Origin of the sequence: Prosthecodimorpha staleyi, from assembly GCF_018729455.1 — a bacterium.
Classification (GTDB): Bacteria; Pseudomonadota; Alphaproteobacteria; order Rhizobiales; family Ancalomicrobiaceae; genus Prosthecodimorpha; species Prosthecodimorpha staleyi.
Genome location: NZ_JAHHZF010000004.1, coordinates 437,993 through 457,211, shown reverse-complemented (window position 1 = coordinate 457,211; position 19,219 = coordinate 437,993). Strand labels below are relative to the sequence as shown.

General features: G+C 67.1%; 21 protein-coding genes. 15 read left to right on the top strand and 6 right to left on the bottom strand.

The window, feature by feature from the left end; all coding sequences use genetic code 11:
- Nucleotide 1 precedes the first annotated feature (1 nt).
- The 8 genes from KL771_RS10535 to KL771_RS10500 all read left to right on the top strand — a co-directional run bounded on the left by KL771_RS10535 (nucleotide 2) and on the right by KL771_RS10500 (nucleotide 7,492).
- Nucleotides 2–961 (top strand): ABC transporter ATP-binding protein, encoded by a 960-nt coding sequence (locus tag KL771_RS10535; protein WP_261968492.1) that lies wholly within the window; start codon nucleotides 2–4, stop codon nucleotides 959–961.
- Nucleotides 958–1,938, top strand: a complete 981-nt coding sequence (locus KL771_RS10530; RefSeq protein WP_261968491.1) for an oligopeptide/dipeptide ABC transporter ATP-binding protein — start codon at nucleotides 958–960, stop codon at nucleotides 1,936–1,938. The genes KL771_RS10535 and KL771_RS10530 overlap by 4 nt, the downstream gene beginning before the upstream one ends.
- Nucleotides 1,935–3,434, top strand: a complete 1,500-nt coding sequence (locus KL771_RS10525) for a M81 family metallopeptidase (protein ID WP_261968490.1) — start codon at nucleotides 1,935–1,937, stop codon at nucleotides 3,432–3,434. The genes KL771_RS10530 and KL771_RS10525 overlap by 4 nt, the downstream gene beginning before the upstream one ends.
- 193 nt (nucleotides 3,435–3,627) lie before the next feature.
- Complete coding sequence (locus KL771_RS10520) at nucleotides 3,628–4,329, top strand: helix-turn-helix domain-containing protein (RefSeq protein WP_261968489.1); 702 nt, start codon at nucleotides 3,628–3,630, stop codon at nucleotides 4,327–4,329.
- A 325-nt stretch (nucleotides 4,330–4,654) separates the two neighbouring features.
- Nucleotides 4,655–5,440 carry a transporter substrate-binding domain-containing protein gene (locus KL771_RS10515; RefSeq protein ID WP_261968488.1) on the top strand — a complete coding sequence of 262 codons (786 nt, stop codon included), beginning with the start codon at nucleotides 4,655–4,657 and terminating at the stop codon, nucleotides 5,438–5,440.
- A gap of 60 nt (nucleotides 5,441–5,500) precedes the next feature.
- Entirely contained in the window at nucleotides 5,501–6,106 is a 606-nt protein-coding gene (locus tag KL771_RS10510) for a hypothetical protein (RefSeq protein WP_261968487.1), read from the top strand.
- 41 nt (nucleotides 6,107–6,147) lie between these two features.
- A complete protein-coding gene (locus tag KL771_RS10505; RefSeq protein WP_261968486.1) occupies nucleotides 6,148–6,810 on the top strand; it encodes an ABC transporter permease in 663 nt (220 codons plus the stop codon).
- Between the two features lies 1 nt (nucleotide 6,811).
- The gene (locus KL771_RS10500) at nucleotides 6,812–7,492 is read left to right on the top strand and encodes an ABC transporter permease (protein WP_261968485.1); all 681 of its coding nucleotides are present in this window, start codon (nucleotides 6,812–6,814) and stop codon (nucleotides 7,490–7,492) included.
- A 153-nt stretch (nucleotides 7,493–7,645) separates the two neighbouring features.
- On the opposite strand, the gene KL771_RS10495 is transcribed toward KL771_RS10500, so the two are convergent.
- Nucleotides 7,646–8,575 (bottom strand): LysR family transcriptional regulator, encoded by a 930-nt coding sequence (locus tag KL771_RS10495; RefSeq protein WP_261968484.1) that lies wholly within the window; start codon nucleotides 8,573–8,575, stop codon nucleotides 7,646–7,648.
- 136 nt (nucleotides 8,576–8,711) lie between these two features.
- On the opposite strand from KL771_RS10495, the gene KL771_RS10490 reads away from it, so the two are divergent.
- From KL771_RS10490 to KL771_RS10480, 3 genes are all read left to right on the top strand, one after another.
- Nucleotides 8,712–9,605 (top strand): transporter substrate-binding domain-containing protein, encoded by an 894-nt coding sequence (locus KL771_RS10490; RefSeq protein WP_261968483.1) that lies wholly within the window; start codon nucleotides 8,712–8,714, stop codon nucleotides 9,603–9,605.
- 251 nt (nucleotides 9,606–9,856) lie between these two features.
- Nucleotides 9,857–10,531, top strand: a complete 675-nt coding sequence (locus KL771_RS10485) for an amino acid ABC transporter permease (RefSeq protein WP_261968482.1) — start codon at nucleotides 9,857–9,859, stop codon at nucleotides 10,529–10,531.
- Nucleotides 10,528–11,655, top strand: a complete 1,128-nt coding sequence (locus KL771_RS10480) for an enolase C-terminal domain-like protein (protein ID WP_261968481.1) — start codon at nucleotides 10,528–10,530, stop codon at nucleotides 11,653–11,655. Before KL771_RS10485 ends, KL771_RS10480 begins: the two co-directional genes overlap by 4 nt.
- A gap of 44 nt (nucleotides 11,656–11,699) precedes the next feature.
- Here KL771_RS10480 and KL771_RS10475 read toward each other — a convergent pair whose 3' ends face one another.
- The 5 genes from KL771_RS10475 to KL771_RS10455 all read right to left on the bottom strand — a co-directional run bounded on the left by KL771_RS10475 (nucleotide 11,700) and on the right by KL771_RS10455 (nucleotide 16,508).
- Entirely contained in the window at nucleotides 11,700–12,437 is a 738-nt protein-coding gene (locus KL771_RS10475; RefSeq protein ID WP_261968480.1) for an SDR family NAD(P)-dependent oxidoreductase, read from the bottom strand.
- Nucleotides 12,438–12,444: 7 nt separating this feature from the next.
- Nucleotides 12,445–13,737, bottom strand: a complete 1,293-nt coding sequence (locus KL771_RS10470) for a TRAP transporter large permease (protein ID WP_261968479.1) — start codon at nucleotides 13,735–13,737, stop codon at nucleotides 12,445–12,447.
- Nucleotides 13,734–14,312, bottom strand: a complete 579-nt coding sequence (locus KL771_RS10465; protein WP_261968478.1) for a TRAP transporter small permease — start codon at nucleotides 14,310–14,312, stop codon at nucleotides 13,734–13,736. The genes KL771_RS10470 and KL771_RS10465 overlap by 4 nt, the downstream gene beginning before the upstream one ends.
- Nucleotides 14,309–15,307, bottom strand: a complete 999-nt coding sequence (gene dctP, locus KL771_RS10460; protein ID WP_261968477.1) for a TRAP transporter substrate-binding protein DctP — start codon at nucleotides 15,305–15,307, stop codon at nucleotides 14,309–14,311. The genes KL771_RS10465 and dctP overlap by 4 nt, the downstream gene beginning before the upstream one ends.
- 280 nt (nucleotides 15,308–15,587) lie before the next feature.
- Complete coding sequence (locus tag KL771_RS10455; RefSeq protein WP_261968476.1) at nucleotides 15,588–16,508, bottom strand: fumarylacetoacetate hydrolase family protein; 921 nt, start codon at nucleotides 16,506–16,508, stop codon at nucleotides 15,588–15,590.
- Nucleotides 16,509–16,596: 88 nt separating this feature from the next.
- Here KL771_RS10455 and KL771_RS10450 point away from each other — a divergent pair, with 88 nt between their 5' ends.
- The 4 genes from KL771_RS10450 to KL771_RS10435 all read left to right on the top strand — a co-directional run bounded on the left by KL771_RS10450 (nucleotide 16,597) and on the right by KL771_RS10435 (nucleotide 19,131).
- On the top strand, nucleotides 16,597–17,310 hold the full coding sequence (locus KL771_RS10450) for a GntR family transcriptional regulator (protein ID WP_261968475.1): 714 nt from the start codon (nucleotides 16,597–16,599) through the stop codon (nucleotides 17,308–17,310).
- Nucleotides 17,307–17,645 carry an EthD family reductase gene (locus KL771_RS10445; protein WP_261968474.1) on the top strand — a complete coding sequence of 113 codons (339 nt, stop codon included), beginning with the start codon at nucleotides 17,307–17,309 and terminating at the stop codon, nucleotides 17,643–17,645. Before KL771_RS10450 ends, KL771_RS10445 begins: the two co-directional genes overlap by 4 nt.
- Nucleotides 17,642–18,610, top strand: coding sequence for an NAD-dependent epimerase/dehydratase family protein (locus tag KL771_RS10440; protein WP_261968473.1), 969 nt, complete (start codon nucleotides 17,642–17,644; stop codon nucleotides 18,608–18,610). The genes KL771_RS10445 and KL771_RS10440 overlap by 4 nt, the downstream gene beginning before the upstream one ends.
- Nucleotides 18,611–18,789: 179 nt before the next feature.
- Nucleotides 18,790–19,131, top strand: a complete 342-nt coding sequence (locus tag KL771_RS10435) for an ArsR/SmtB family transcription factor (RefSeq protein ID WP_261968472.1) — start codon at nucleotides 18,790–18,792, stop codon at nucleotides 19,129–19,131.
- The last annotated feature ends 88 nt before the right edge of the window (nucleotides 19,132–19,219 follow it).

Genomic DNA, 19,219 nt, shown 5'->3' with positions numbered 1-19,219 from the left:
GATGGCGCTGCTGGAGGTCGAAGGGCTCACCATCGGCATCGGCCGCTTCACGCCGGTGCAGGAGATCGGTTTCTCGCTCGACCGGGGCGCCGTGCTCGGGCTGGTCGGGGAGAGCGGCTCGGGCAAGTCGCTGACCGCCATGGCGCTGATGGGCCTCCTGCCGCTGATCCGCGGCGAGGTCCGGGCCGGCTCGATCGTTTTCGACGGCGTCGAACTGGCCAACCGGCCGCCGGAGTTGCACCGCCGCCTGCGCGGCCGGCGCATCGCGCTGGTGACGCAGAACCCGATGACCTCGCTCGATCCGATCCGCACCATTGGCACCCAGATCGACGAGGTTTCGCGCCTGCATGGCGGGCTCGACGGACGGGCCGCGAAGGCGCGCAGCCTCGACCTGATGGAGGCGATGCGCATCCCGCGCGCCGCCGTCGTCCACGGACAATATCCGCACCAACTGTCCGGCGGCATGAAGCAGCGCATCGTTATCGCCATGGCGCTGGCCGGCGATCCCGATCTGCTGGTCGCCGACGAGCCGACCACCGCCCTCGACGTGACCGTGCAGGCGCAGATCGTCCGCCTGATGGTCGATCTGGTGAAGGCGCGCGGCTTGGCGCTGGTGCTGATCACGCACGACATGGGCGTGGTCGCACAGGCCTGCGACCGGGTGGTGGTGCTCTATGCCGGCCGCATCGCCGAGGCCGGACCGGTCGAGACGATCTTCGCCGCGCCGTACCACCCCTATACGCGGGCGCTGATCGGCTGCATCCCGGTCGAGGGCCAGGCCCGGGGCACGCTGATCGGCATTCCGGGCCAGGTGCCGGGTCTGACCGACTATCCGGCGCATTGCCGCTTCGCGCCGCGCTGCCCGGCCGTCTCGGCGCGCTGCCGGGCCGAGGCGCCAATCCCCGCGATGATCGGCGCGTCGCGCGTCGCCTGCTTCCACCCGCTCGGGAGGAGCGCATGACCGACGGGCCGATCCTGCGCTTCGAGGACGTGATCCGCGATTTCACCACGCCCGGCGGCTGGTTCGCCCGGCGCCGCGTGCTGCGCGCTGTGAACGCCGTCACCCTCGACGTGCCGGCCGGCCAGGTCACCGGCGTGGTCGGTGAATCCGGTTGCGGCAAGTCGACCCTGGCGCGGCTGGCGCTCGGCCTGATCCGCCCGACCAACGGCCGGGTCTCGTTCGAAGGCGAGGACCTGGCGACGCGCAAGCGGGCGCGGCTGCGGCAGCTGCGCGCGCGCATGCAGATGGTCTTCCAGGATCCCTATTCCTCGATCGATCCGCGCATGACCATCGGCGATGCGGTCCTGGAACCCTTCGTCGTGCAGGGCATCCGGTTGGCGGGCGCCGCGCGCGCCGCCAAGGCCGAGGCGCTGCTCGGCATGGTCGGGCTCGATCCGTCGCTGGCGCGCAACCATCCGCACCATCTCTCCGGCGGCCAGAAGCAGCGCGTCGGCATCGCGCGCGCCTTGGCGCTGGAGCCGCGCCTCGTCGTGCTCGACGAGCCGACCGCCTCGCTCGACGTGTCGATCCAGGCGCAGATCGTCGCCCTGCTGGAGGCCCTGAAGGCGCGGCTCGACCTCACCTATCTGTTCATTTCCCACGACCTCGCGCTGGTGCGCTATTTCTGCGACCGCATCGTCGTCATGTATCTGGGCGCCGTGGTCGAGATCCTGCCTTCGCCGGATGCGCCGATCCGCCATCCCTACACCCGCGCGCTGCTCGATTCGGCCTTCGTGCCCGATCCGACCCGGCGCCAGACGCTGGCGCGCGCCACCGGTGAGATCCCGTCGGCCTTCGACCTGCCGCCCGGCTGCGTCTACGCGCCGCGCTGCCCGCTGGCCGACGAGACCTGCCGGCGCGTCCGGCCGCAACTCGACGGCACGGCCCATCCGGTCGCCTGCCATCACCCCCTCGATCGCGCCGGAGCCGGTTCATGACGCGCACCATTCTCACCGCGGAATTCCAGCACGAGAGCAACACCTTCAGCCGCATCGGCGCGACGCTCGACTCCTTCCGTCAGCGCTACTGGTTCACCGGCGACGCGGCGATCGAGGCGCGCGGCGACGCCAACACGCCGCTCGCCGGCTTCCTCGATGTCGCCCGACGCGAGAGCTGGCAGGTCGTCCACCCGATCAGCACCGGCGCCACGCCGTCGGGACCGGTCGCCCGCGAGGCCTACGAGACCATCGCGGGGCTGATCGTCGACACCGTCCGGGCCGAGCGCGACCGGCTCGACGGCATCCTGCTCGGGCTGCACGGCGCGATGGTCGCCGAGCATCTGGAGGATGGCGAGGGCGAACTGCTCGCCCGCATCCGCGCCATCGTCGGTCCGGACCTGCCGATCGGTCTGACGCTCGATCCGCATGCCAACGTCACCGCCGCGATGGTGCGCCACGCGCAGATCATCGTCGCCTACAAGACCTATCCGCATGTCGACATGCGCGAGCGCGCCGTCCAGGCGGCCGAGATCCTGCGCCGGACGATGGCGGGCGAGATCGCGCCCATAACCCTGCGCGAGGCACCGCCGATGCTGGAGGAGGTGACCGGCGGGCGCACCGATATCGGGCCGATGGTCGCCCGCATCGCCGCCGCGATCGCCTACGAGCAGGAGCCGGACGTGTTCGCCGTCTCGGTCGACGGCGGCTTCGGCAATGCCGACATCGCCGAGACCGGGCCGACCGTGCTGGTCACCTGCCAGGGCGATCTTGCCCGCCATCGCGCCTTCGCACACGGCCTCGCCCGCGACATGTGGGACCGGCGCCACGAAAGCCCGAACGTCTTCCTGACCGTCGAGGCCGCGGCCGCCGAGGCGCGCGACTTCGATGCCGCCAGCGGCCCGCTGGTGATCGCCGACTATGCCGACAATCCCGGCGGCGGCGCCTATGGCGACAGCACCACGCTGCTCGCCGCGCTGCTCGCCGCCGGCGTGGAGGATGCCGCGCTTGGCGGGCTTGTCGATGCGGAGGCCGTCGCCGAACTGGCGCGCCATCCGGTCGGATCGCAGGTGCGCGTCGCGCTCGGCGGCAAGACTGATCCGCGCATCGGTGGCGGCCCGCTGGTGCTGGAGGGCGAACTGCGCCACCTCTCGGATGGCCGCTATGTCGGCGAGGGGCTGATGATCGGCGGGCTCGAAGGCAGCTTCGGGCCGACCGCTGTGCTGCGCGTCGGCGGTCTCGACCTGCTGGTCATTTCGAACGCGGCGCAGATGCTCGATCTCGGACAGTTCCGCGCCTTCGGCATCGTGCCCGAAGACAAGCGCGTGCTCGCGGTCAAGTCGATGCAGCATTTCCGCGCCGCCTTCGAACCGATCGCCGGCCGCGTGATCGTCTGCGACGGCGGCGGCCTGTGTTCGCCCGACCTGACCAAGCTCCCCTACCGCCGCGTCCGCCGTCCGATCTATCCGCTCGACGCCGCCGCGGCCTGGCCGGCCTGATTGCCGCATGGCGTCCCTGCCGTTCCGCCGTGGCCGCCGGCTTGACGAACCGGCGGGGCTGGCGCACCGATGGCTTCAGGCCCGGATACCGCTGGCCGACAAGGGGCCGGCCGGCGCTTGACGGCGGCCTGCGGCATGCGCGTCCGCATGAGGCGGGTTCCGGGAGCCGGTGCCGATCGAACAGACGGACGTCATGGAAAAGAAGCGCATCAGTCGCGGCACATTGGGGATGATGACCCGTCATCGGCCGACCATGCGCGCGCCGACCGTGCATCCCGGACCGGAGCGCGGGCCGGAGGATCCCGGACGTACCAAGACCAACGAGGCGCACGCGCTCGCCAGCTCGGTCGGCGAGCAAATCCGCTCCCTGCGACGGGCGGCCGGGTTGACGACGGTCGAACTGGCGGCCCGGGCGGGCCTGTCCAACGGCATGCTGTCGAAGATCGAGCGCGGGACGGCACACCCCTCCTTCATGTCGATCGCTTCGATCGCGCGAGCTCTGGAGGTGCCGGTCGCGCGCCTCTTCGCGAGCTATGACAACCGGCGCGACTGCTCTTTCGTACGGGCAGGACAGGGCTTGATTGTCGATCGGCGCGGATCGAAATCGGGCCATTCCTACGAACTTCTGGGCCATCTTCTGTCAGGCGAAATCTATGTCGAACCCTATTTCGTGAAGATCGAAAAGACCGGTTCCGGCAGTGCAAGCTTCCAGCATACCGGCATAGAGTTCATGTATATTCTGTCCGGGTCGATGAAGTTCCGCTATGCCGACCGCATGCTCGACGTGGGGGCCGGGGACTCTCTTCTGTTCGATGCCAACGCAGTGCACGGGGCCGAGGAAATCCTCAAAGGTCCGGTCAACCTGCTGTCGGTCGTGATCAATCTGCGCGCCTAGAATATCATCCGATCTGAAAGGATCGGACGATGCGCGTTCCATCATGGGCTGCGCACGCCCTTTCTCCGATCAGGGCGGGTCGCTCAGATCGGACCGTGCTCCCGCTTCCGCTCGGTCCTGCAGGCGATGGGCAGGCGACCAGGAAAGCCCGCAGCAGGCTGGCGGCCGAGACAAATTCTTCATGCCATGAAAATTTATCTTCCCATGTTGACGCCGCGCCATGGCGTCCAGCACCCTGGTCTCCAGTTTTCGGAATCCGGAGCATAGCGAAAGCAATTTCGCGGCCCGCTCCGAATTGTTCTCATGCGAGGGCAAGGAGAGATCGATGCGAAATACTCGTCACGGCATGTCGATCGCCGCCTCTCTGGCGGCCATGATCATGATATTCATGATGACGGCGGTTTCTGCTCAGGAACGCCTGAAGCTTGCAACCGAAGGAACCTACCCGCCGTGGAACTACCGGGAGACGTCCGGCAAGCTGGTCGGCTGGGATATCGATATCGGCAACGCGATCTGCGACCGCATGAAGGTGCAGTGCGAATTTATCGCGCAGGACTGGGACGGGATCATTCCGGGGCTGAACGCCAAGAAATACGATCTCATCGTCGCCAGTATGGGAATTACTGCGAAACGGAAGGAGCAGGTTGCCTTTTCCAACCGGTACAAGGAAACCATCTCCCAGTTCGTCGCACGCAAAGGCGCCATCAAGGATGCCTCGCCGGACGGCCTGGCCGGCAAGCGGATCGGCGTGCAGCGTGGATCGATCCAGCACGACTTCCTGATCAAGACCTACCCGAAATCGGAGATCGTCGTCTACGACAAGACGACCGATGTCGAGCTTGATCTCCTGGCCGACCGTATCGATCTCATGCTTCAGAACAAGCTGACGAGCTATTCCGGTTTCTTCAAGAAGCCCGAGGGCGCCGATTACGAGTATGTCGGCCCGGATCTGAAGGGCGGCCTCCTCGGCGAAGGCAACGGCATTGCCATGCGCAAGGAGGATACCGACCTGCGCGACCGGGTGAACAAGGCACTCGCCGAGATCATCGCCGATGGTACCTACGAGACCATTTCCAAGAAGTACTTCCCCTTCAAGCTGATGGGCGAATAAGGATGCGGAGAGCCGGGACCTTCCGGCTCTCCTTTCCTCAAAAAGATGGGGAGATGCTCAGTGATCACTTTCGCAACGCTCGGCCCGAGCGGAACCAATCATGAGTTGGTAACGAAGCGATATATCGATTTTCATCGCATTGTCGGTGCCCGGATCGTCTTTGTCGACGACTTTTCTGTGGCGGCAGACGGTCTTTTGAACGGGCGGATCGACTACATCATCCAGTGCGCGGTGCATCCGGATACTCCGAAAACAATGGGAGCGCACTTCAAATCCATGTTCGTGGTCGACACCTTCATTTCGCCCAGCAAGGAATTGGCGATCCTGACCCGGAAGTCGGTCGAGACCCCGACATCCATCGGATTGTTGCGGCCCGCGACCGAAAGCTACGCCGATCTGTCGCGCTGGACGCATCGGTTCCACGAAAGCTCGATCCCGTTCATCTACGAGAAGCTATTGTCCGGGGAGTACGACTCCGGCCTCGTCTATCTCGAATATGCCAGCCAGCATCCGGATCTCTTCCGGATCGACGAGGTCATCGGCAGCCCGGACGATGCCTGGATCGTCTACGGCCGCGAGCGGACCTATCGCGACCGTGTCCTGGCCTGGCCGGACAGCCCGGTCGTCGAGCAGTTCCGCCGTCTCGAAAAGCGGGATGCGGCCTGAGGCCGACCCGTCCCTCCTTCCAGCAAGGCACGGCCGCACCGATGGGTTATCTGCCGCAGCTGATGTTTGGCGCGCTGATCACGCTGGGCGTCGCGCTATCCGCGATCCTCTTCGGCGCGGCCTTCGGCCTCTTGGGCGCGATGGCGAAGCTCTCGACGTCGCGTCCGCTGCGCACCGTCGCGGAGGCCTATACGATCGTGGTCCGGGGAACGCCCGATCTGATCATCATCCTGATCGTGTTCTTCGGCGGCACCATCGCCCTGACCCGGCTGTTCGGCCGCACCGTGGAGGTGAGCGAGTTCGCTGCCGGGGTCGCGTCGCTCGCCTTCGTCTTCGGAGCCTACGCAACCGAGATCTTCCGCGGTGCCATCCTGGCCGTCCCGATCGGACAGATCGAAGCGGCGCGCGCCCTCAGCCTGCCGGCTCCCATCCTCTTCCTGCGGATCGTTCTGCCGCAGGCGTGGCGGGTCGCGTTGCCGGCCTTCGGCAATCAATCGATCATCCTGCTCAAGCAGACATCGCTGATTTCGGTCGTCGGCCTGGAGGAATTGATGCGCTCGGCATCGATGGCCGCCGGGGCCACGCGCGAGCCGTTCAAGTGGTACCTCGCTGCGGCGTGCCTCTATCTCGTCATGACGGGTCTCTCGACAATCCTGCTCCGGTATGCGGAGCGCCGGGCCAACCTCGGTTTCGAGAGGCGCTGAGATGCTCGACTTCAGCCTGATGGTCGAAGTGCTGCCGAAGCTCTGGCAGGGCGTCGGCATGACCGGCCGCCTTTCGCTTCTGATCCTTCTGCTCGCACTCGTGATCGCCGTCCCGCTCGCCTTCGCGCGCAACGCACGGACGCCGCTCCTGAACGTTCCGGCACAGGCCTATATCCTGTTCTTTCGGGGCACGCCGGCGCTGATCCAGGTCTTTCTCGTCTACTATGGCGCCGGCCAGTTCGTCTGGGTCCGGACTTCCTTCGCCTGGACGGTCCTGCGCGATCCCTTCTGGTGTCTGATCATCGCATTGGGGCTCAACGGCGCGGCCTATAGCGGCGAGCTGTTCGCCGGCGCCATGCGCAACGTGCCGTCCGGTCTGGTCGAAGCCGCCCGCGCCCTCGGTCTCAGCTGGTATTCGACCATGCGGACCGTTGTCTTGCCGCTGGCGATCCGCTCTGCGCTTCCCGCCTACAGCAACGAGATCGTGCTGACGATCAAGGCGACTTCGCTCGCCAGCACGATCACGATTCTCGACCTGACCGGAATGGCACGGCTGGAAGTGGCGCGAACCTACGCACCCTATGAAGTTTTCCTGGTGGCGGGCCTGATCTATCTCGCGATCATCCTCGTTCTGACCCGCGGCCTGCGGGTGCTGGAACGCAGATGGACCGTGACGCGCTGAGGATCATCATGTTCGGCTCCGGGCGGGCCGGAACGGTATCGGGGGGCGACGCGCCGCCGTGGACGATCGGCGTCACGCCGGCCCGACGCCGATCGTCGGCTGCAAGTCTGGCGCCGGTCGATTGTGCATGGGCATGCGACTCGAACCGCCTGATCAGGCGCCTATGGCCGCAGCGTCCTGCCGAGACAGGGTCCGGGCGCCGCTCTGCACCGCCTCAAGTCCGGCCCTGAGCAGGCGCAGGAAGTTGCGGGCCGGGATCGACAACTCCCCTTCGCTGGAGGTGATCAGGCCGAATTCGTAGCGGATGGCCGGCACGAAGCGGCGGAATACCGCCCGGCCCGCGTAAGTGCCGGCCGTGATCGGATCGATAATGCCGACGCAGTTGCCGTCGGCGATCAGCGCGGCGGCCGACATGAAATACTGCACCTCGGCCACCACGCGTCGCTGGGCGTTGGCGGTCTGGAAGGCGGCGGCGATCTGCGGAAAGGTCATGTGGTCGCGCAGGATAGAGACGAACGGAACGCCATCGAGATCGTGCGGCGTGATCGTTTCCCGGGATGCCAGCGGATGGCCCAGCGGCATCATGCACAGGCATTCGAGCGCGACCGGCTCGATCGCCATTTCGGAGTGGGACACCGGCAATTCGCTGATCGTGATGTCGAATTGCCTGGCCGAAGCGAAATCCCGGATGACATGCGAACTGCGGGTGACCAGCCGAATCTCGATGTCCGGATGGTCGCGACGGAACTGTGTCAGGAGGCTCGGAACGAACGCCACCGAGATGCTTGGATAGGCCGCGATGGCCAGCGTGCCGAGGCGGCCTTGGCGAATCTGGTCGGCCGCCAGCCGCGTCTGGCTCATCGCCTCCAGCGACCGGATCGCATAGGTGAAGAGGTTGCGGGCCTCCTCCTTCGGCACCAGCCGGCCTCCGCGCCGGTGGAACAGGGCAAAACCCAGATCGCGTTCGAGGCCGGCAATCGCGACGCTGACGGCCGGCTGGGTGATGCCGAGCAGTTCCGATGTCCGGGTCATGGTCCCGGCGGTCATCAGGGTGCAGAAGACTTCGAGCTGATTGAACTTCATGGGACCGAACTATTAGCAGAGTTTATAGCGACCTCGGAATCCGGAATTGGAAATGAGTGTCGCCCTGTGGTCACAATCGACGCCGTCAGAGGGTCCGCCCGCGAATGGGGATCCGCGAGCCAGGCAGGAGGGCGACATGAGTGACGTAACGCCAGATCAGGAGATGCGGGACACCGCTACGGAGGGACAGAATCGGCGCGAGGCACTCGGCTTGGCGCTCGGCTTCGGCACCCTCGCCTCCCTTGCGGCGGCGGCGCCGGCGAAAGCCCAAGTCGCCACGGATTCGACCTTTGAGCGGGTCCGCTCCAGCAAGGTGGTCCGGATCGCTGTGCTGCCGGGCGAGCTGCCCTATTTCCAGAAGAACCTCTCGACCGGCGAATGGTCCGGCTTTGCCATCGAGATGGCCAAGGACATCGCCAAGACGCTCGACGCCAAGCTTGAATTCACCGAATCCACCTACGGCAATTCCGTTCTTGAGCTGCAGTCGGGCAAGATCGACATCGCCTTCGCCTTGTCGGCCACGCCGCAGCGCGCGCTGGTGATCGATTTCACCCGCCCGGTCTTCAACCATCCGTTCGGTGCGATCCTGCGCAAGGGCCTCGATCTGAAGACCTGGGGCGAGATCAACAACCCCGATCTGCGGCTTGCCGTGGATGCGGGGTCGGCCAACGAGACGGCGGCCCGGCGCTTCGCCCCCAAGGCGCAGATCAAGACGCTCAAGACGCGCGACGAGGTCATGCTCGAGATCGCCTCGGGCCGTGCCGACGGCACCGTGATCGCGCTGATCCTCGGCCTCACGGCCGTTGCCAAGAACCCGAATCTCGGGACCTACCGCATCCTCGACAAGCCCAAACTTGCCATTGCCAGCTGCATGGGCATCCGGCGCGAGACGGACCAGCGCTGGCACGACTTCCTGTCGACCTGGGTCGACTACAATCGCGGTATCGGCCAGATGCGCGAGTGGTTCCAGTCGGGTCTGCAGCTGAGCGGCGTCAGCCCCGACGCGCTGCCGGTCGATCTCGACATCTGATGCCGCCGGTCCGCGATGCCGAGGCACCGGACCGGCGAAACCACGCGGATGTCTCTCCTGCGATGGCGGCCTGAGACATTCGCGTGCCGAACGACCGCCGCCCCCTCGGCGGCCTCGAAACGACCTCCGGCGACGGATCGCCGGAACTTCAACGCCAGGACGACACTTCGGGCGATGCTGGACCGGATGGCGGCGCGGACCCACACTGCTCGATGCCGCGATCGGCGCGGCGTCGAAGGCGCGGCGGAACCATGAATTACATTTGGGACTTCGGCATCCTCTGGAAGTACTCGCACCTGTTCTGGCTCGGGGCGGCCTACACATTCCTGTACACGATCGGCACGGCCTTTCTGGGGATGATCATCGGCTTCCTGTGCGCGGCCATCCAGTTGAAGCGCTGGCGGCTGGCGAACTGGCTGGTAATGGGCTACGTCGAGATCTTCCGCTGCACGCCGCTGCTCGTGCAGATCATCTGGTTCTACTATGCCTTCCCGGTCGTCATCGGGGTCAACATCCCGCCCCAGGTCGCGGCCGTGGGGGTGCTCTCGCTCTATGTCGGCGCTTTCTATGCGGAAATCTTCCGCGGCGGCATTGAATCGATCGAACGCGGCCAGTGGGATGCGGGACGGGCGCTCGGCCTGCGGCCCTGGTATGTCCTGCGCCTGGTCGTGTTGCCGCAGGCGGTCAAGCGGATGCTGCCGCCCTTCGTGAACCAGACTATCATCCAGCTGAAGAACACGTCGCTGATCTCGGTGATCGCGGTTCCCGATCTGGTCTACAATGCGACGCTGATCACGGCGGAGACCTACCGGCCGCTCGAAGTCTACACGATCATCGCCGCTATTTACTTCCTGATCCTTTTTCCCGCCACGCTTATCGCACGCCGGCTCGGAAACGCGCTGTCCGGCCAAAGAGAGACCGCATGATCTACGCAGACACGATCCGCGCCCTCGACGTCCGTTTCGTTCGCTGGCCTCTGAAGATGAAACGGCGCCACGGCGTCGGCGATGTCGAGAAGGTGCTGCCGGGTGTCGTCCTGCGGCTCGAAGCCGAGGACGGCAGCGTCGGCTGGGGCGAGGCGGCGCCCTGGGCCGTCTTCTCGGGCACCGCGGAGGCGAACGCGGCCGCGATTGACGTCTATCTCAGACCCTTGCTGATCGGTCGGCGGGCCAGCGAGGTCGCGCGGATCATGGACGAGGCAGCCCATGCCATCGTCGGTCATGGCGAGGCCAAGGCGGCCGTCGAAATGGCGCTCTACGATCTGTGGGGCCGGATTGCAGGCGTTCCGGTGGCGGCACTGCTCGGCGGGGTCTTTCGGGATCGGATTCCGCTTTCCGTCTCGATCGCCAATCCGGACTTCGAGGCCGATCTTCTGTTTCTGGAGGAGCGGCTGGCCGACGGAGTCCGTCTTTTCAAGGTCAAGACCGGCTTCCTGACGCATCGGGAGGACCTCGTCCGCCTGGAGGCTTTGAAGACGCGGCTGCCCGACGATGCCGAGATCCGGATCGACTACAACCAGGGCCTCGAACCCTATGGGGCGGTCGCCAAGCTGCGCGACATGGAGCGTTTCGCGCCGGGCTTCATCGAGCAGCCGGTGAAGCGCGACCAGCGCGATGCGATGGGCGATCTCGCCCGCGCGATCGACACGCCGATCCTGGCCGACGAGAGCGTCTTCTCGCCCGCGGAGGCGATCGATCTGGTCTCGCGCCGCTATGCGGATGCGGTGTCGATCAAGCTCATGAAGGCCGGCGGCTTCACAGCGGCGCGCACGATCGCCGCCATCGCGGGCGCGGCCGGCATGCCGGCCTATGGCGGCACGATGTACGAGGCCGGCATCGCGCTCGCGGCCGGCATCCACCTCGTCGCCGCGACGCCCAACATCTGTCTCGGTGCGGAATTCTACACCTCGCGCTACGTGCTCGGGGTGGAGATCCTGCGCGAGCCGATCCGGCTCGATGACGGCGCCTCGCATCTGCCGGCCGGATCCGGCTTCGGCATCGAGGTCGACGAGGAGGCGCTTGCAAGCGTCACGGTCGACAGGCGGACCTGACCAGGCCCGGCACGGAGCGGCGAGGCATGGCCTGCGCCGCCCGGTCAGATGGAGAGGCCGCCAAGCGACTTGCCGCCGTCGACGAACAGCGTCTGGCCAGTGACGAAACGCGTCGCCGGATTGGCAAGAAAGGCGATGGCGTGGGCGATCTCGGCGGGGCTCGCGGCCTTGCCGGACGGCTCAAGCGCCTCCCAGGCGGCAAACATTTCGGTCGGGGCCGAGCGGGTCATCGGCGTGTCGGTGAAGCCGGGCGCGACGGAATTGACCGCGATGCCGGCCGTGCGCAGTTCCATCGCCATGGCGCGGGTAAGCCCGATCACGGCTGCCTTCGAGGCGACATAATGGGCGAAGCGGGTGCCGCCGAGCGCACCGCGCGACGAGATGGTGACGATCCGCCCGCCGGGCTTCATCCGTCGTGCGGCCTCCTGGGCCGGGATGAAGGTACCGACCACATTCACGTCGAGCATGCGGCGGAAGGAGTCCTCGTCGAGGTCGAGGAAGGCGGCGTCCTGGTAGAGGCCCGCGACCGTGACCATGACGTCGACGCGCGCCTCGGCGGCGAGCACGGCGGCAACACCCGCGCGATCGCAGATGTCGACCGGACGGGCGACGATGTCGAGGCCCGTGGCGGCAAGCCCGGCGACGGCTTCGCCGAGCCGTTCGGCCGAACGGTCCATGGCGACGACCCGGAAGCCGTCGCGGGCCAGCCGTTCGGCGGTGGCCCATCCGATGCCCTGGGCGGCACCGGTGACGAAGGCGGTCTCGATGGTCGGTTCGGACATCGCAATCTCACTCGTAGCCGAACAGGTGCGGCAGGAAGAGGGTGATCGACGGGAACAGCGTCAGCATCGCCAGCACGCCGCCGAGCGCGAGCACGAAGGGCCAGATCTCGCGGATGATCAGCACGAGGGGCACCCGGGTCAACGAGGCCATGACGAAGAGCAGCAGGCCGTAGGGCGGCGTGATCAGCCCGATCATGAAGTTCAGCGTCACGATGATGCCGAAATAGGTCAGGTCGATGCCCAGCGCCTTCGCGCTCGGCAGGATCAGCGGCACGAAGACCAGCATCATGACCGACCCGTCCAGGAAGCAGCCGAGCACCAGGAAGAGCAGGTTGACGAGCCCCATGAACTGCAGGGGGCCGAGCTGCAAGTCCGTGATGGCGAGCGCCAGCCGCGCGGCGAGGCCCTCGTTGGCGATCGCGTAGTTGAGGATGAAGGCGCTGGCGATGAGCAGCATGGTGCCGGCCGACTGGCGCGCGCTCTCGCCGAACACCGAACCGAGCGTCGCGAAGCCGATGCGGCGATAGACGGCCGCGCCCAGGATCAGGGCCCAGAAGGCTGCCACCGCGGCGGCTTCCGTCGGCGTGAAGATCCCGGTCCAGATGCCGCCGAGCAGCACGACCGGAAGCGTCAACGACAGGGCGGCGCGGCCGAACACCGCCGGCATCTCGCGGATCGGCACGACCTCGCCGACCGGAAGGTCCCGGCGCCCCGCCACGGCCCGGATCGCCAGCATCAAGGCCCCGCCCATCAGGACACCGGGCACCAGGCCGGCGAGGAAGAGCGCACCGATCGAGGCGCCGGAGATCAGCGCGTAGATGACGAGCGGAATCGAGGGCGGGATAATAGGCGCGATGGTCGCCGAGGCCGCCGTGATGGCGCAGGCGAGACCGGCCGGATAGCCGCCGATCTTCTGCATCTGGCGCGTTGCGACCAGGCCGGGACCGGCCGCGTCGGTGACGGCGCTGCCGCTCATGGAGGAGAAGATCATGCTGACCACGACGGTCACGTGGCCCATCCCGCCGCGGAACCGGCCAACCAGGGCATTGGCGGCGGCCCAGAGGCGATCCGAGATCGAGGCTGCATTCATGAAATTGGCGGCCAGGATGAACATCGGGATGGCGACCAGGACATACATGGCCGTCATCTGGTTCATCACCTGCCCGACCAGCAGGCCGATATCCTGCCTCGTGGCGAAGAGATAGGCGGCCCCACCGGCGAACATGACCAGCGCCAGCGGCAGCCTGACCAGTCCACCGATCACCACGGTGGCGAGGAGCGTCCAAAGGCCCGTGGTCATGCGCCACCTTCGCTTGTGTTGCGTGTCGTGTCGGGGCCGTCGTCGCCGCCGTCGAGGTCCGCGCCCGACCAGTGCGCCACCTCGGCACGCCAGCCTGCGCCGACGAGGCGGCGGATGACGAGGACGAAGCGCAGGAGCATGACGGCGAAGAAGGCGGGGAAGACCGCGTAGACCCAGTCGAGGCGGAGCAACATGACGTCGGTCCGCTCGCGCCAGAGGAACAGCGTGTAGTCGACCATGCCGGGCATCGCCGCGCCCATCAGGATCACGAAGCCGGTCGCCCCGGCGAGGAGGAGGACCCGCTGCGCCGGCGCCGCGACGTTCGCATAGACCACGTCGAAGGCGATGTGCTCCGGCCATTTCAGCACGAAGGCGGCGGTCCAGAAGGTCGACCAGACGCTGATCAGCGTGACCGCCTCGTCGACGAAGCCGACCGGGCGGTCGAACAGGTAGCGCATGGCGACGCCGTAGACGAAGAGCGCGAAGACGACTGCGATGCCGGCGGCGGACAGGAAGCCGGCCGCGCGGCGAAACGAGGAGGCGAGGCCGCACCCCCTCGTGCCGGCCGCCGTCACCGGATTGCCGTGATGCGGTCGAGGAGGCCCGCCTTCCACTTCTCGGTCATGCCGGCCTTGCGGTATTCGTCCATGACCGCGGCCCGGAAGGCCGGAACGTTGGGATCGACCACCTTGATGCCGGCCTGCGTGAAGGTCTCGATCGCCGCCTTTTCGTCGGCGAGCGTCTTGGCGATCTCCTGGTCGGCCGCCTCGCGGGCCGCCGCGCGCAACTCCGTCTGCTGGGCGGGCGAGAGCCTGTCGAAGGCCGGCTTGGCCATGGCGATGAAGACCGGCTGGACGAGATGACGGGTCAGGATCACCTGCTTGGTCACCTCGTGGAACTTCCAGTCACGGGTCATGTTGGTCGGGTTGTCCTGGGCGTCGATCGAACCGGTCTTGAGGCCGAGATAGACCTCGGTGATCGGCATCGACACCGCCGTGGCGCCGAGCGCCTTGGCGAGCGTCTGGAAGGCCGGCCCGGGCGGCATGCGCATCTTCACGCCGGCAAGATCGACGGGTTCCTTGACCGGCTTGTCGTTGCGCAGATTGACGTTGCGGGTGCCGAGATAGGCGGTGTCGAGGATGACGATGCCCATCTTGTCGGCGACGTCTTTGGTGAACTCGGCACCGATGTCGGACCGGAAGGTCTTGATCAGGTGGTCGGCGTCGCGGAACAGATAGGCGGCGCTGAAAACCCCGTATTCGGGAAGTTGCGCCTCGATCTCGAAAGTGACTGGGCTCGCCATTTCCAGGTTGCCGCGCTGCATGGCGGGCAGTTCGGTGCCCTGGCGGAACAATGCGCTGGCGGTATGGACGGAGATCTTGAGTTCACCCGGGAACTTCGCCTCCATCCGGGCCTTGATGGCACGGAAGGCATCCGACAGCGGCGACTGGTCGGGCGCGGCGGTGGAGATGCGGATCTCGGTTTCGGCGGCGGCGGGTGCCGCGCCGGCAAGGCACAGCGGAGCCGTCAGAACGACGGCAGCGGCGGCGAAGGCGAGGAATTGTCTCATCGGTCTACCCCTCTCGGATATTCGCCGCCGGACGGATCTCGTCGGGCAGCCTGGCCGCTTCCGCGGCCGCTGGCAGCCTTTGCCGCTCGGGCAAGGCCGCCGCTTGAGTTCCTCGAGCCGCTCCCGCCTTTCGAACCGGACCGATCCGAGCGGAATGGGCTCTCCTGGTTCAGGCGTGAGCGGCTCGGTGCCATCCGTCTCGGCATCCGAACCGCTCACGCCATGACTGCGTCGTCCGTTCAACCCGACCTTTGCCGGACGCAAGATCGCGGGCCGATCGCTAGCGCGGCGCCTGGATCGTGACGGAAAGCCGGCCGATCGCCTCGATCTCGGCATCGACCCGATCGCCGACCTTGAGGAAGGTCTGCTTCGGCATGCCGACGCCGGCCGGCGTACCGGTCAGGATCAGGTCGCCCGGGTCGAGCGTCATGATCCGCGACGCGATCGAGATCTGTTCGGCGATCGAGAAGATCATGTCGGCGGTACTGCCGTCCTGCTTGATCTCGCCGTTGACCGAAAGCTTCAGCCCGATCGCCTGCGGGTCGGCAAACGTCGAGGCCGGCACCAGCCGAGGACCGATCGGACAACAGGTGTCGTTCGCCTTCCCGGCCACCCAGTCGAGCTTGTAGAAGGTCTCGGGCGCCCGATTGTGGTCTCGGGCGGAGAAATCGACCGAAACCGTGTAGGCGGCGACGTGGTCGAGCGCCGCTTCCGGACTGACATTGCGGGCCGTGCGGCCGATCACGGCGGCCAGTTCGATTTCCCAGTCGAAGGCACGGGTGCCGATCGGCATATGCACGGTCGGGCCCTCGCCCACGATGGCGTTGCGCGGCGGCTTCATGAAGAAGAACAGGCGCTGTTCCTCCTTCTTGGCCCCCGGCATGCCCATCTCGGCGAGATGGTCGAAATAGTTCGCCCCCGCGCAGAGGATCTTGCCCGGATACTGCAGGGGCGCGAGGCGGCGGTCGAAGGCGATCCGGTCGGTCTCGTCGACCAGGCTGGCGGCGCGGTCGAGCGCGGTGCTGGAGCGGTCCCAGTCGTCGAAGAGGTCGATGACGCGGGTCATGCCCGCAAGGCCGGCCCTGGCGAGGCTCGGCTCCAGCGCATAGGCGGCGTCCCCGACTTCCAGGCACGCGATCGCGGTTCCCGCGCGGTCCACGGTCGCAAGCGACCAGCGGCCCGGGGCAATGTCGTTCGGCATGTCGATTTTTCCTTTGCTATGAAGGAAGGATGATTTTATAAAATCTGACTGTCAACACAAATTCTGCCGGAACCGGATTCGGCCTGCCATGAACGGCCTGCTCAACACGGACGACCTCGAATCGCTCTCACAGGCCGAGCGGGCCTATCGCCGCCTGCGCGGCGAGATCCTGCATGGCGACCTGATGCCCGGCGAGCGTCTGCGCGCGGCCGACCTGCAGGACCGCTACAGCCTGGGCCTGACGCCGATCCGCGAGGCCTTGATGCGCCTCGCCTCGGAGAGCCTGGTCGAGGGCGAGACCAATCGCGGCGCGCGCGTGACGGATGCTTCGCTCGACGAACTCGCGGACATCATGGCGACCCGCCGGGCGATCGAGCGTTTGTGCCTGACCGCCGCCATGGCGCGGGGTGGGGCGGACTGGGAGGCCGAGATCGTCGCCAGCATGCATCTGCTGTCACGCACGCCGCTGCCTGCCGATCCGGGCGACCGGGAGGCCGCCGCGCGCTGGGAAGCGCAGCATCGGCGCTTCCATCTCGCGCTGGTGTCGGCCTGCGGATCGAAGTGGCTGCTCCGATTCTGGGCGACGCTGGCGGACCACTCCGAGCGCTACCGCAAGGTCCGGCTTCTGCATCATCACGAGGCAGAGGCGGAAGTGCGCGACATCAACGCGGAACATGCCGCCATCATGGCCGCCGTGCTCGACCGCGACCCGGTCCGTGCCACCGATCTGATGGACCGCCACCTGACCAACACCGAGACGTCGGTCGCCCGTCTCCTCGCCCCGAAGGGATCGAAGCCTTGATCATCCGTACCGCCGTCCTGGAAGGCACCGTCCCGCCAGCCGAACGCGCCGGCTTCGACGCCCGCATGCGCGACGGCGTGCTGCCGGCCATCGCCCGCTATCCGGGCCTGCGCCGCGCGACGCTCCGGCGGGCGGCCGAGCAGGAGCCCGGCGCGCCGAGCGTCTACATGACCTTCGAACTCTGGTTCGACGATCTCGCCGCCATGGAGGCCGCCCTGGCGAGCCCGGTCCGCCAGGAGGTGCGCGCGCGCATCGCCGAGGCGATGGGGCCGTTCGATGGGCGCGTCTATCATCTGGTGATGGAGGAGGCCGGCGAAACCGGTCCAGTCGCGTGACGATCCTGGTCACAGGCGCCGGCCTGATCGGCCGGCTGACCGCCGAGCGGTTGGCGGCGCGCGGCGAGGCGGTCGTGCTCGCCGACGTGAAACCGCCGCCGCCGGTCGCCGGCGATGTCACGGCGGTCGTCGCGGATGTGACCGACTTCGCCGCGCTGGCGGCGATCCTCCACCATCACCGCATCACCCGCATCGTCCATACGGCCGCCATGCTGTCGACCGGCATCCGCCAGGACCCGCGCCGCGGCGTCGAGGTCAACGTGCTCGGCACCACCAACGTGCTGGAGGCGGCGCGGCAGGCGGGGATCGGACGGGTGGTGGTCGCCAGCTCGACCACGGTCACCTACTCGGTCTTCGGTTCGCTCGGGCCGGAGCCGATCGGCGAGGATGTCCGCATGGCGGTCGTCTCGGAGCGGCCGGGTAGCATCTATGCCGCGACCAAGCTTGCCGGCGAGCATATGGCGCTGGTCTATCACGACCTCTACGGCCTCGACGCCATCGTTCTGCGCTACGGCGCCGTGATCGGTTCGGACGGCGGGCCGTCGACCAGCGTGCCCGGCCGCCTGCTCGACAGCCTGATCGCGGCCGGCCGGTGCGGTCGGCCGATGGCGCTCGACGATCCCTATCTGCTCTGGGGCGGCGAGGAGGAGTTCGTCGACGCGCGCGACTGCGCCGATGCCAATGTGGCGGCCCTGGATGCGTCGCACCCGGAAGCCCGGGTCTATACCATCGCGACGGGTCGGACGGTCACGCTTGCCGGCTTCGTCGATGCGGTGCGGACGGTCCTGCCCGACCTTGCGGTCGAATGCGGCCCCGAACCGTCGACCGGCTTCGCCGGCTTCCGCCATCGCCGCCCGGCACCGTCCTCTCCGGACGCGGCCGCCCGCGATCTCGGCTTCCGCTGCCGCCACGATCTCGCCTCCACAATCCGCTGGACCGCCTTCGGCCGCGAGCAGCCGACCTGAAGCAAGGCCCGACCAGAACGACCGGCTCCGATCGGAAAACGCTGGCTGCATCGGGAGCGCCGGGGAGCATGTGCGGATCCGGCAGCCAGGGTCGCATCGGACGGACAGGCGCCTGAGAAAAGTTAGCCGCCCGGGTAACTGTCTCTTCCACACCGTCCATCGACGTGATAGTTAGCTGTATGACTAAGCATGATCCCGATCTCTCGCAGGTCTTCCATGCCCTCGCGGATCCGACCCGACGGACGATGCTGACCCGGCTCGCCCGCGGGCCGGCGCCGGTCAAGGAACTGGCCGATCCGACCGGACTGCGCCTGCCGACGGTGATGCGTCACCTCTCGGTCCTGGAGGCGGCGGGATTGATTGCGACGTCCAAGGATGGGCGGGTCCGAACCTGCGCACTCGTGCCCGAAGCCTTGTCGGCACCGCGGACCTGGATCGACGACCAGAGGGCGCTCTGGGAAGCCCGGCTCGATCGTTTGGACGCCTGCGTGATGGCCTTGATGAAGGAAAGCCGGACATGATGACGACCCTGAGCCTTGGACATGCGCCCGGCTGCGGTGCACCGCCTTCGTCCTCCGCCCGTCGCGGCGCATTACAAAGCCAGAAGAC